General features: G+C 41.3%; 13 protein-coding genes and 2 pseudogenes. All 15 read right to left on the bottom strand.

Translation table 11 applies throughout. The features are described 5' to 3' along the window. Window positions 1-280: 280 nt before the first annotated feature. The 15 genes and pseudogenes from LDX58_RS11920 to atpG all read right to left on the bottom strand — a co-directional run bounded on the left by LDX58_RS11920 (window position 281) and on the right by atpG (window position 11,950). The gene (locus tag LDX58_RS11920; RefSeq protein WP_227937056.1) at window positions 281-517 is read right to left on the bottom strand and encodes a DUF294 nucleotidyltransferase-like domain-containing protein; all 237 of its coding nucleotides are present in this window, start codon (window positions 515-517) and stop codon (window positions 281-283) included. Between the two features lie 106 nt (window positions 518-623). Then, window positions 624-761: a hypothetical protein gene (locus LDX58_RS11915; protein ID WP_227937055.1), complete on the bottom strand. Its 138-nt coding sequence runs from the start codon at window positions 759-761 to the stop codon at window positions 624-626. A gap of 25 nt (window positions 762-786) precedes the next feature. Next, window positions 787-954 carry a CBS domain-containing protein gene (locus LDX58_RS11910; protein WP_227937054.1) on the bottom strand — a complete coding sequence of 56 codons (168 nt, stop codon included), beginning with the start codon at window positions 952-954 and terminating at the stop codon, window positions 787-789. A gap of 42 nt (window positions 955-996) precedes the next feature. After that, the gene (locus LDX58_RS11905; RefSeq protein WP_227937053.1) at window positions 997-1,215 is read right to left on the bottom strand and encodes a hypothetical protein; all 219 of its coding nucleotides are present in this window, start codon (window positions 1,213-1,215) and stop codon (window positions 997-999) included. A 256-nt stretch (window positions 1,216-1,471) separates the two neighbouring features. Next, window positions 1,472-2,594 (bottom strand): annotated as a pseudogene (locus LDX58_RS11900) (VC_2705 family sodium/solute symporter); the annotation flags it as partial. Beyond that, window positions 2,585-2,719, bottom strand: a complete 135-nt coding sequence (locus LDX58_RS26695) for a hypothetical protein (protein WP_372459180.1) — start codon at window positions 2,717-2,719, stop codon at window positions 2,585-2,587. The pseudogene LDX58_RS11900 and the gene LDX58_RS26695, both read right to left, overlap by 10 nt. Window positions 2,720-2,748: 29 nt before the next feature. Beyond that, window positions 2,749-2,919: pseudogene (locus LDX58_RS11895) on the bottom strand (sodium/substrate symporter small subunit); the annotation flags it as partial. Window positions 2,920-3,461: 542 nt separating this feature from the next. Continuing rightward, window positions 3,462-4,394 carry a stage II sporulation protein SpoIIQ gene (spoIIQ, locus tag LDX58_RS11890; protein WP_227937052.1) on the bottom strand — a complete coding sequence of 311 codons (933 nt, stop codon included), beginning with the start codon at window positions 4,392-4,394 and terminating at the stop codon, window positions 3,462-3,464. 458 nt (window positions 4,395-4,852) lie between these two features. After that, window positions 4,853-5,878 carry a stage II sporulation protein D gene (gene spoIID / locus LDX58_RS11885; RefSeq protein WP_227937051.1) on the bottom strand — a complete coding sequence of 342 codons (1,026 nt, stop codon included), beginning with the start codon at window positions 5,876-5,878 and terminating at the stop codon, window positions 4,853-4,855. 377 nt (window positions 5,879-6,255) lie between these two features. After that, window positions 6,256-7,581 (bottom strand): UDP-N-acetylglucosamine 1-carboxyvinyltransferase, encoded by a 1,326-nt coding sequence (gene murA, locus LDX58_RS11880; RefSeq protein WP_227937050.1) that lies wholly within the window; start codon window positions 7,579-7,581, stop codon window positions 6,256-6,258. A 42-nt stretch (window positions 7,582-7,623) separates the two neighbouring features. Further along, window positions 7,624-8,382, bottom strand: a complete 759-nt coding sequence (locus LDX58_RS11875; RefSeq protein ID WP_227937049.1) for a YwmB family TATA-box binding protein — start codon at window positions 8,380-8,382, stop codon at window positions 7,624-7,626. 93 nt (window positions 8,383-8,475) lie between these two features. Next, window positions 8,476-8,712, bottom strand: a complete 237-nt coding sequence (locus LDX58_RS11870; RefSeq protein ID WP_227937048.1) for a DUF1146 family protein — start codon at window positions 8,710-8,712, stop codon at window positions 8,476-8,478. 245 nt (window positions 8,713-8,957) lie between these two features. Next, window positions 8,958-9,359, bottom strand: a complete 402-nt coding sequence (locus LDX58_RS11865) for a F0F1 ATP synthase subunit epsilon (protein ID WP_227937047.1) — start codon at window positions 9,357-9,359, stop codon at window positions 8,958-8,960. Between the two features lie 178 nt (window positions 9,360-9,537). Further along, window positions 9,538-10,950: a F0F1 ATP synthase subunit beta gene (atpD, locus tag LDX58_RS11860; RefSeq protein WP_227937046.1), complete on the bottom strand. Its 1,413-nt coding sequence runs from the start codon at window positions 10,948-10,950 to the stop codon at window positions 9,538-9,540. 142 nt (window positions 10,951-11,092) lie between these two features. Further along, window positions 11,093-11,950 carry an ATP synthase F1 subunit gamma gene (atpG, locus tag LDX58_RS11855; protein ID WP_227937045.1) on the bottom strand — a complete coding sequence of 286 codons (858 nt, stop codon included), beginning with the start codon at window positions 11,948-11,950 and terminating at the stop codon, window positions 11,093-11,095. Window positions 11,951-12,010 lie beyond the last annotated feature (60 nt).

The following is a 12,010-nucleotide window of genomic DNA, read 5'->3' as shown; positions in this document are numbered from 1 at the left end:
AGAGCCAATTGCTCGCGTAAATCTCTAAATCTAGCATATGCTGAGCCGGACTTAAATATTTCATCAAATCAAGTGTATCTAGACAAATAGGAAAATTGACTCGATACGGATGTCGCCCAATTTCCTTTTTCATAAAAGACTAGTATAAATAACGATTGAAATAACAAAACAATTAAACATTTCAGTGATTACAAAACTATCGTGCTAGTACGAGCACGATAGTTTCATTCGTTGCTCTTAGTGCCCAACACATGCGATCATGCCAGGTTCTGAGCGCTCATCACCACTGAGCTTCACTTGTCATCATCAAATCAGGGCATCGTTTATATCCAGCTGCCTCTAAATGTCTAACAATCTCACTCCCTAGTTTTTCAAAATATAATTCAACTTCTACTTGCTCACTCGGTTCTCGATCCGAATAAACAAGAAAACGGTCATAGTCTGTTAACATAAATTGCTCTGTACGACCACACTGCCCATCATATACCAAGTAAACGAGACAGGTGGATCTCTCCAACGGCTAATCCTACAGCATGGCGCACTAGGCGGTCGTATAGTTTGGTCATGACATCCAGCGTATGCACAGTCGTAATACCATCTTGACTCAGATTAGCTAACACCTCTCACATCGCCGGCTTCAATTCATGAATGGTGTCGTACGTTGATTGTTCAATAGTTTGAAGCAATTCCATCGTCCCATGATTTTTCTTTCGTAATAAATCAGAAAACGTCACCATGCCAATGACTCGACCACCACCCATCACGGGTAAATGTTTTATCCATTCATCAAAAACTCGACATCGCTTTGTAGTAATAAGCATCTTGGGAAATAATAAAAGGATGTGGCGTCATAACATCTTGAGCAACTGTTCCTGTACCAAGACCTTTTGCGACCACCTTTTCTACTAGATCTTTCTCTGTAATAATGCCAATTAATTGATCATTATCATTCAAAACGACAACCGAACTCGCCTGATGAACGGGTCGCTCTCCTCCCTAGTTACTTGCTAATTGAACTTGCTCGGCAAACGATAGATAGATGTCTTGCAAGCGGATTGTTACTTGCTCTAACACAAAGTCACGGACCACTCGATCATCCCACATATCTTCTATGACCGGGTAAGGAATGTGAAAACAGGTTGCATCCTCGATTGCTTGAACGTCTACCGCATACCGTTTGCGCTCTTCTGTTTTTCCTCCTAAAAAGTCAGCCAACCTTATCTCCTTTTTGTAAAACCTCCAGGACCTCCATCTGGTGATTTTGATTAGAACGATGGTTAGTCTCCAGCTGCAACAAAAACTTCTGCTATCCCTTTTAGGATAAGCAGAAGTCCTTCTCTTGGTGTCTTTGAATAAAGCAGTTTTTCATTCCTTTTATACTGTTTAAGGACGCAAGCAACAATGATCTCGTCAAAGCTTAGAGTCACTAAGCCCAACAAACATAGGGTGCTTACGAATTTGATCGTGAAACTTATTTTCCTGCTGCGTCATCCATCCAAACCTCTCCATCACGGTAGCTCATTTGCTCTGGATAACGGAGGTCAACCACATCATCTTGAAGCTTCTGCGATGGGGTTGCTGTCATCAATGAAACTAAGAGTGTAACAATCAAGTTAATAGGAACCCCAATTAAACCTGCACCTGTATCTTTAATCCCAAAGATTGTGATACCACTCCGAGCCAATAAGATGTACGTAATGGTCACGGTCAAGCCAACCAACATCCCGGCAATGGCCCCTTGTTTGTTTGCACGCTTCCACCAAACACCTAGCAACAAGACTGGGAAGAAGGTTCCACCGGCTAAAGCAAACGCCCAAGCAACAATTTGCGTGATAACCCCAGGCGGATCTAGTGCTACAGCACCTGCAACCACCGTCGAGAGAACGATCGCCCAACGTCCAGCTGCTAGTCGTTTTTTATCGCTCGACTTCGGGTTCATCAAGCGATAGTAAATATCATGAGCGAAAGAAGATGATATCGTAATTAGAAGTCCACCTGCTGTAGAAAGCGCGGCTGCCATCGCACCAGCTACGACTAATCCAATAACAAATACACCTAAGTTCTGGAGTCGCCATGACGACGATATCGTTTGAGATGATAATTTCAGTCCATTGTAAAATGCCATCTCCATTGCCATCAGCAAGCTGTAACTTGCCTGTGTTAACCCACGTATCTGTCCAAGCCGGCAGTTGATCAAGTGGTTGCCCAGCAACACGAGTCATTAAAATGAAACGAGAGAACGCCGCATAAGCCGGAGCTGATAAATAAAGAAGCGCAATAAAGACTAGTGCCCATGCTCCGCTCCAACGAGCAGCTTTCATCGTTGTTACCGTATAGAAACGAACGATAACATGAGGAAGAGCAGCTGTACCAACCATTAACGTGAACATTAACGCGATGAACTGAGATTTATCACTTTCGGTAAATGGCGCAAAGTACTCGGAAATTCCAAGCGCTCTGTCTAACTCGCCTAGCTCACTAACGATCTTACCGTATGTCAGCCATGGGAGTGGGTTACTCGTAATTTGAAGTGACATGAACACGATCGGTATAATGTAAGCAATAATAAGAATCAGGTATTGCGCTAAAACGGTGGAACACCGCGAATCGCTACGTAAAAGTCCGAGGTTGCTTTTGCTCGATTGAAAATTGAAATACCAATATAAAGTCCAAATGTTGCCAAGATAAGTAGTACCGATACAATTGTTTGCTGATCCATATGTGTAACCCCCTATCAATCATCTATTTTTAGTGATCTAGTACTTTACCTGAACTCACTCTTGTATTGTGGACATCATCAATCCCAAACTTTTTATCAATATTGTCACTAATGATAGCGCTTGCAAAAAGTAAGATAACAAATGTTACTATCGCCCCTTGAGCACCCATATAATAATGAGCAGGCATTCCCATGATCGTAAAAAAATCCACCAACTATGTGCTCACTTGCTGTGGTTGAAGATAATAACAAGATTGGTAACGTCTTTCAAGTTTTCGCTTTTCAGCTTTCATGTTGAGGTCCCAATGAGTGGTATAGAAATAAGATAGAATAATGGTCACCAACCAAGGTAAGCACTTAGAAAAAATACATAGCGTGTATTTAGCATTGCTTCTGTTTTCCCTGTTTGCACTACGTACATACTGAACAGTCGGTCTGTTAAAGAGATAGTTGTTTTCCTGCTGGTCATCCGACTACCTCAGTTAGACGCAAGGTAAAGATAACCGAGACAAGCGTGATTAATAAAAATAGATAAAGCACATAGATTCCTCCTTTCAGATGTACAAAACATGAAAGCGTTATCATTTGTAATGAAGAAAAAAAGAAGTTTTATCAACCTACTTATCGTTTGCAAGTCTCATTATTTCAAATCTTCAAATAGATGTCAATATATTCCAATATCAAAAAAAGACTAACTCGTAAGTAGTTTTCGACACTACGTAGAGTTAGCCTTTTGATCTAATTATCCTAATTCACTTTGTTGCTGACCTTTGTCTTCTTCATTGTTTTCTTCTGGCGCTATTTCTTCTTCATCACTTGCACCATTTTCTTCTTTTCCTTCATCTTCAGCAGGCTTTTCTTTTTCTTGCTCATCTGCTGATTTTTCCTTGTCTTGCTCATCTGCTGGTTTTTCTTTGTCTTGCTCATCCGCTGACTTTTCCTTGTCTTGCTCATCCGCAATATCTCTCACAGAATCTATTGGTTGTTGGAATACATCATTTGGATTCACCGCTATACCGTCTTGACGGATTTCAAAGTGAATATGAATTCCAGCATCTGTATTGTAGCTATTGCGTCCTGCACGGCCAAGTACATCGCCTTGCTGAACCGTTGCTCCCTCTTCCACTTCAACTGTTTCTAAACTGTGGTAGTGCGTAACAACACCATTCTCATGTGAGATTTCAACTACATAACCTAGTAACGAGTCTTTCTCAGCTTTTACGACTGTACCGCTTAAAGCAGCCGCTGCATCAAAGCTTTCTCCATCGGTATGTGCAAAATCCATACCTTTATTCGGGAAATACGTATTATTGTAGTATACAAGAGCTTCTTGCTGTTCCTCAGGTGTTCCATTGACATCATAGAAATAGCCAACGACAGTTGTTTCTTCTTCATTCACAACTGGCATTTTGATAATCTCTGATGACGCCGTTACTTGTACGGCATTCTCACCATACGGAAAAGCATTCCCCGCTTGACTTGGATCTGTGACCTCCACGCTGTCTTGTGGAGCTGCAGATTCGTCTTGACCTTGCATAATGAATACAGCACTTAATACCCCAGCAGCCGCAACTAAATACAAGGCAGGTAGCAACCAACGTTTACGTAACAGACTTTTAACATTTAATGATTTTTCTTCAGATTTAGAAGAGCGTTTGTTTTCTTCTTCTCTCATTTCTCATCACCTCTGCAATCATTGTGATCAGATTACTGGTAATCTATACATATTCGAAAAAAATTTTTTAAATTAGTTTTCGACAAATGGGTTTGTTTTATGCATCGATCAGTAATTTCCCTTTTTGATGACACTTATTTTTTGGGAGAATGAGGGGATCTTGATAGCTTACTGGGGTTGGAGATTTCAGTTCTGGTGTACGAGTTTGGGAAAGGTCTAGTGGAAATTGGAAGCTTAAGCGGGTTAATGGTCTATTCAATAATCAACCACTTTATTCTGCAACTAAATGAAGCTATCTTCGAGTGAAACTGTCGATCTAACAGCGAGATCATTTTTTTAAACAAAAACCTACAGTTAAAGCAAAGTTTAGATGGTCATAGCGAACTCCTTCATTCAAACAAACGCTTCTACAATTAAAGCCCCAAGGTACATCCTGTCCTTGGGGCTTTGCGGATACTTTAATTAGCTTTTGCTGTCATTTTCGCTACGTACGGGTCAAGGCCTTCGATCTTAATTCCTTGATAGTAATGAGTAAGAATATCTTCATACGTTTTTCCTTCTTTCGCCATGCCGTCCGCCCCGTATTGGCTCATGCCAACACCGTGACCCCACCCTCTTGTTTGAATGGTGATTTGCTGCCCTTGGCGTTGCCACTGAAAGTCAGATGAATCGAGACCTAATTTATCACGAACCTGGCGCCCGCTTAATTTTGTTCCGTTAATAACCACCTTTGCTACACGACCACCGTCTGTCCGCTCTGATATCGTTCCAAGAGAACCATCTTCAGGCAGGGATACGCCTAACTTTTGTTGAAACTCTGAAACGGTCATTATCTTCTCGGCACTAAAGCGCGGGGAAGATTGATCCCATGGACTTTCCACACTTCTTAAATAAGGGAATTCATTTTGCCAGTAGTCTTCAGAGTTTTCTGTATAGCCATTGCTCGTTGAGAAGAAAGCGGCATCGATTGGCTCTCCATCAAATGTTAGTACTTGACCTTGTGTTGACAGAACAGCTTCTTGAATGCGAGCCATATACAAGTCGTAGTTTGAGCCCCATTCTTCTTTTAATTCTGCTTCATTTCTATAAACTTGGTGGCTCACTGTGTCCGTCACCATGGCTCCTTCTGGAAGCTGTACGTCTCTTGGTTGGAGGATATGTTTAAGCATGTATGTACGCGCTGTAAGAGCTTGGGCCTTTAATGCTTCCATTTCAAAGTTCGGATGCATTTCAGAGGCCACAACACCCATTACGTATTTTTCAAGTGGAACATTTTCAATTTGCTCCGATTGTGAGCGGAAAACAGCTATTGCCACATCGTCTTCTGGATTATAACTCCAGCCTTGTTTCGGCTGTTCAAGCGCAACCGTTCGAACCGTAGTAGTTGTACTTTCTGTAGGTTCTGAAATAAAAAGGACGAGCATTGTTGGAATAATGAGTACGACCGTGCATAAAATAGTTGCTACAATTAGAAGTCTCTTCATGTCAGTCCTCCATTTGTTGATTTTTCTCTTTAAGAAATTATATGAGGCTCGGCTTGAAATAGAACAGCTTCTAATAAGGGAAAACTGTGTAAAACATACAAATAAAGCTGTTGAGAATAATCTCAACAGCTTGGCGTGTAAACGCAAAAAAGGTCAAAGACCGAGGGCACTGAAAAAGGTACGATTTTCACCTTTTTCAGTGCCCATTAAAGACCGACCTTTTTTTCTCGTAGTAATTCGTTAAGCCATGTATTTGCAGTGGCTCCACTCGTTGCGCGCCTTTTCGAGAAGATCGCTCGAAATGGCTTAAAACATGGCAACGGCTCCGCTCACTGCTTAGTGTAAAGGTAAAAAGGTAAAAAGCGACCTTTTTACCTTTACACTAAATTCGATTTCAAATGTAGTGGTGCTGGTGCGTCGAGGTTTTCGATTTCTTCTTCTACCTCTTCTTCAACACGTTCGATATCGGCTCCTAGGGCTTGCAGTTTTTTTGCTAGATCTACATAGCCGCGGTCGATGTGTATTAATTCTGTTACACGTGTGATTCCTTCAGCAACAAGTCCTGCTAAGATGAGGGCAGCGCCTGCTCTTAAGTCGGTAGCCGCTACTTCTGCTCCTTGAAGCTTATTGGGACCTGAAACAATCGCTGAACGTCCTTCAATTTTAATGTTGGAGTTCATACGGCGGAATTCTTCCACATGCATGTAGCGATTTTCAAATACCGTTTCTGTGATGACACCTGTTCCGTGCGCTTGTAGGAGGAGCGCCATCATTTGAGCTTGCATATCGGTTGGAAATCCTGGGTGCGGCATCGTCTTAATATCTACTGGCTTTAATATTTCCGGACCAACGACGCGTATTCCATTTTCCACTTCTTCGATATAAACGCCCATTTCTCCCATTTTTGCAATTAAGGGACGTAAGTGTTCAGGTGTTGCACCTTCAACAATAATGTCACCTTGAGTCATCGCTGCCGCAACCATAAATGTTCCTGCTTCAATTCGATCTGGAATGACCGTATGCTCAGCACCGACTAATTCTTCGACACCTTCAATACGGATTTCGCCGGTACCAGCACCGCGAACCTTTGCTCCCATTGCATTTAAATAGTTTGCTACGCAGACAATTTCTGGTTCCTCTGCAGCATTCTCAATGATTGTTGTACCTTTAGCCATTGTAGCGGCCATCATAATATTCTCCGTTGCTCCAACACTTGGGAAGTCTAAATAAATTTTCGCACCTTGTAAACGTCCATCAATACGTGCTTCAATAAATCCATTTCCGATCTCAACTGTTGCTCCCATTGCCTCGAACCCTTTTAAATGTTGATCAATTGGACGTGATCCAATCGCACAACCTCCAGGTAATGCGATTCTCGCTTTCCCTACACGAGCAAGAAGTGGTCCCATGACGAGAAATGAAGCTCTCATCTTCCTTACATACTCAAATGGTGCTTCTGTCTTTAACGTGTCACAAGCGTTCACTTGAAAGGCTCCGTCTTTATAATCAACTTTAATGTTCAAGTTTTTAAGAACTTCTTTCATCGTGTATACATCTGCCAATTTTGGCACATCATATATATGGCTTGTGCCGCGGCCTGCTAGGATTGATGCAGCAATTACAGGTAGGACTGCGTTTTTAGCGCCGTCTACCTTAACAGTGCCGCGTAGCTGATTGCCACCCCGGACAATAATTTTTTCCAACGTATTCCCCTCCGCGTCTAAATTATAGTCTCTTCTCTATCATCAATATTCAGTAGTAATAATCGGCGTTCCTATTGTCAACGTTGTTCCTGTGCCCATTCCTTGCTTTTCTCTAATTGCGACTTGGATATTCATTCTCGTACCATTTGTTTCAATATATGGTGTCCAGTCAGGGTTATAAGCGGAATATGAGACAAACGACTCTTCTTTCAGTGCTTCTACCGTTTCTGCACCTAACTGATGAATCCATGCTTGCGCCCTTTTTTCAATATCCTTTGATGTTGACCTGTCATTTGCTTGAATCTGAACGTATGTTGTGGAATCTTCCATGTCTAATTCATGGATTCGTTCCTCGACTAATTCATCTACTATATTAGATTCAATTACAGATCCATTTGTGCCAAACACCTCGTAAGTAACTAGGTGAGTTGATCCATTCTGGCTTGGTGTTGGATAAACAAAAAATTGTAATGATTCCGTAATTCCACTTGGTCTTACATATGTAAAGTGCGCCTTCCATTCTGTTCCCTCTGTTGTAAGAGACATTTTTCCCCAACCATTCTTTTCAAATGAAGAAGCAAAATTGATAAAATCCTTTTTCGTAGAAACTTTTGCGTGAACTCGCTCATCTCTCAAACGAATTCTCCACTCGTTAAGCTTCATGTCTTCACTTTTTTCAACGAGTTGATAAAACTCGTATAATGGTTGTTGATAAGTTGGAACATCATTAGCCCCTTGAACATGTGCATACCCTACTATTGAAAAAACTAAACCGAATACAACTATTCTCCATGCAACCATTTTGTTCTCCTCCCAAGAAAACGTTATTACTATCATTTTTACCAAGAGGAGGTTCTGCATACATGGAAGTTGTAGTCATTCCTCGACAAAACTCTACTCCCACAAATAACGAAGCATTTGTGATGAGTTAAGATAGTCAAGAAAAAATGAACTAAGCAACTGGGCAATGGCAATCGTTACGATTATCATTAAAAGCTTTGCCTTCGGGCTATTTGGTTCTTTGACAAATAGATCAAATCGAAAAGATTGTAATGCCCACCATGTAACAGCCAAGAAAAAGACACTTGCTACGATATGTATAACCGCTTGTTGTCCAAATCCGTCGAACATTGTCATTACTCCCTTACCGCTGATCAGCTTAGACTAGGCTTATTTCATTTTTATTATCAGAAATCAGCCCATTTTCCATCATAACTGATTAAAAATAAAAAATCTATAGGAGAAATGTGTGATTTTCTAGTTGTTCGGACTTATTTTCACTAAAATAGCGCTTACTTTTTTTGTAAAAAAAATAAGACATATTTCAAGAATCTTATCTATTGATAAAATTACAAGAATTATGTCTTACTTTGTCGTTATTTACCAGCCACATCGATGCGATTGATTGCTCTTTTCAACGACAGTTCAGCACGTTTAAAATCAATCTCATCGGATTTCGCTGAATCAATTCGTTTTTGAGCTCTTTCTTTCGCTTCACGAGCTCGGTCTACATCAATACCTGAAGGCAATTCAGCAGCCTCTGCTAAAATCGTCACTTTGTCAGGACGGACTTCTACAAATCCACCACTAACAGCTACTTTTTCTACAGTAGAGCCCTTTTTTATGCGTACTGCTCCTACAGTTAATGGAGCAACCAGCGGGATGTGCTTTGGTAAAATTCCGAGTTCGCCTTCAACCGTGCGAACACTTACCATATCAACATCGCCGTCATACACCTTGCCATCAGGAGTTACAACACTTACTTGAATTGTCGGCATTGGAAAACCCTCCTTAATAGAGGTTGTTCAAAAAAGTTTATATCCACCTTTTTGAACAACCTCGAAGCAATGAGCGGAGTCGCTGCTACAGGCGCAAGAAAAACGCTAACGCCTGCTTAGCGAAGCCATTACACAGCTTTGGATAAGGAGACCTGATCTCCTTATCTAAGCGTAGCAATTACGCCATTTGTTTTGCTTTTTCAACTACTTCTTCAATACGACCAACAAGGCGGAACGCATCTTCAGGAAGGTCATCATACTTACCTGAAAGAATTTCTTTGAAGCCTTTTAATGTTTCTTTTACTGGTACATAAGAACCCTTTTGTCCAGTGAACTGCTCAGCCACGTGGAAGTTTTGAGATAAGAAGAATTGAATACGACGCGCACGTCCAACAATCAATTTATCTTCCTCAGATAATTCGTCCATACCTAAGATAGCAATAATATCTTGTAATTCTCTATACTTCTGAAGGGTAGACTGAACTTGACGAGCAACTTGGTAATGCTCTGCTCCAACGATCTCAGGAGAAAGGGCACGTGAAGTTGATGCAAGTGGATCCACGGCAGGGTAGATACCCATTTCAGAAAGTTTACGCTCAAGATTCGTCGTTGCATCTAAGTGAGCAAACGTCGTTGCAGGAGCTGGATCCGTATAGTCATCGGCAGGTACATAGATCGCTTGGATCGATGTAACAGAACCAACTTTAGTTGATGTGATACGCTCTTGTAATTGACCCATCTCAGAAGCAAGTGTAGGTTGGTAACCAACGGCAGAAGGCATACGACCTAGTAAGGCAGAAACCTCAGAACCTGCTTGCGTGAAACGGAAAATATTATCGATGAACAAAAGAACGTCTTGTCCATCACGGTCACGGAAATGCTCAGCCATAGTAAGACCAGAAAGAGCTACACGCATACGTGCTCCAGGTGGCTCATTCATTTGACCAAATACCATTGCTGTTTTCTTGATAACGCCAGAGTCGGTCATCTCGTGGTAAAGGTCATTCCCTTCACGAGTACGCTCTCCAACACCTGCGAATACCGAAATACCACCATGCTCTTGTGCAATGTTGTTAATAAGTTCTTGGATTAGAACCGTTTTACCTACACCGGCACCTCCGAATAAACCAATCTTACCACCTTTAACATATGGTGCAAGAAGGTCAACAACCTTAATTCCTGTTTCAAGAATTTCAGTTGATGTAGAAAGCTCATCAAACTTAGGTGCTTCACGGTGAATTGGATCACGCTTGCCACCAGCTGGAATTGGGGCATCTAAATCAATTGTTTCACCAAGAACGTTAAATACACGACCTAATGTAACTTCACCAACAGGTACAGTAATTGGCGAGCCAGTATCTACTGCTGCAGTTCCACGAACAAGACCATCCGTTGAATCCATCGCAACAGTACGAACAGTGTTGTCGCCAAGATGCAAAGCAACTTCAAGCGTTACGGTAACATCAACAGCATTAATCTCAGCGCCAATTTGCTCAACTGTTAGTGCATTGTTGATTTCAGGTAGGTTCCCGTTATCGAATTTAACATCGACAACCGGACCCATTACCTGAGTAATGCGACCTTTATTCATTTTGTGTCCCTCCTATTCAGGTACTAATGCGAATTAAAATTTTATTCAGTTCTTGTTTTTAACAGTCTTTCTCACAAAAGAGCGACCATCCTAAACATTTAGGTTCAGGTTAGACTTTCACCAACTAAACCTAGCAAATCATTTACTCAAGCGCCGCTGCTCCACCAACGATTTCGGTAATTTCTTGCGTGATCGCTGCTTGACGAGCGCGGTTGTATACTAACGTCAAATCATCAATAAGAGTCGTTGCATTGTCTGTAGCAGCGCTCATTGCCGTCATACGTGCTCCAAATTCACTTGCTTTTGCATCAAGCACAGCACCGAAAATAAGGCTTTCTGCATATTGTGGCAATAAACGTTCTAAAATGGCTTGCTCTGATGGTTCATATTCGTAAGTAGTTGAACTAGCGCCTTCACTGATATCCGTTAAAGGTAAAACCTTAGATTCAGTTACTTCCTGTGTAAGTGGGCTCACAAAGTGGTTATACCACAGGTAAAGCTCATCAAATACACCATCTGCAAACATTTCAACCGTTGTTTTAGCGATACTTTTTATATCGTTAAACTCTGGTTGGTCATTAAGTCCAGTGATTTCTTGAAAAATTGGAAGATTACGTTTCTTAAATAAATCACGTCCGATACGTCCCATAACAACAATTCCGTACTCATCTGGTGATTTATGACGTTCTTCAATTGTTTTAAGAAGCGAACGCGTAAGACTAGCATTGTACCCTCCAGCTAACCCACGGTCAGACGTAATGACAATATAGCCAGTTTTCTTAACCGGACGCTCTTCAAGCATCGGATGAGTTGCTTCAGTCGAAGAAGAAGCAATACTTGCCACAACCTCACGAATTTTTTCCGTATAAGGTAAAAAAGATTGTGCATTAGCCTGAGCACGATTCAATTTCGCAGCAGAAACCATTTGCATCGCTTTTGTGATTTGTTTTGTCTTCTTCGTTGAGGTAATTCGCGCCTTTATATCTCTCATTGAAGCCATTTATTTTCACCACCTTTTCGCAAAACTAAACCGAGTTAACCTATATGAAAGAATGTTCCT

Origin of the sequence: Alkalihalobacillus deserti, assembly GCF_020734105.1 — a bacterium.
In the GTDB taxonomy this organism is placed as follows: domain Bacteria; phylum Bacillota; class Bacilli; order Bacillales; family Bacillaceae_D; genus Halalkalibacter; species Halalkalibacter deserti.
This window is presented reverse-complemented; position numbering and strand designations above follow the sequence as displayed.

What these genes read in the sequence shown, in the direction of transcription:
- LDX58_RS11870 (WP_227937048.1), bottom strand. Translation starts at nt 8,712, where the DNA reads ATGTTCGACGGATTTGGACAACAAGCGGTTATACATATCGTAGCAAGT.
- spoIIQ (WP_227937052.1), bottom strand. Translation starts at nt 4,394, where the DNA reads ATGAGAGAAGAAGAAAACAAACGCTCTTCTAAATCTGAAGAAAAATCA.
- LDX58_RS11875 (WP_227937049.1), bottom strand. Translation starts at nt 8,382, where the DNA reads ATGGTTGCATGGAGAATAGTTGTATTCGGTTTAGTTTTTTCAATAGTA.
- atpG (WP_227937045.1), bottom strand. Translation starts at nt 11,950, where the DNA reads ATGGCTTCAATGAGAGATATAAAGGCGCGAATTACCTCAACGAAGAAG.
- LDX58_RS11915 (WP_227937055.1), bottom strand. Translation starts at nt 761, where the DNA reads ATGGGTGGTGGTCGAGTCATTGGCATGGTGACGTTTTCTGATTTATTA.
- atpD (WP_227937046.1), bottom strand. Translation starts at nt 10,950, where the DNA reads ATGAATAAAGGTCGCATTACTCAGGTAATGGGTCCGGTTGTCGATGTT.
- spoIID (WP_227937051.1), bottom strand. Translation starts at nt 5,878, where the DNA reads ATGAAGAGACTTCTAATTGTAGCAACTATTTTATGCACGGTCGTACTC.
- LDX58_RS11865 (WP_227937047.1), bottom strand. Translation starts at nt 9,359, where the DNA reads ATGCCGACAATTCAAGTAAGTGTTGTAACTCCTGATGGCAAGGTGTAT.
- LDX58_RS26695 (WP_372459180.1), bottom strand. Translation starts at nt 2,719, where the DNA reads ATGGATCAGCAAACAATTGTATCGGTACTACTTATCTTGGCAACATTT.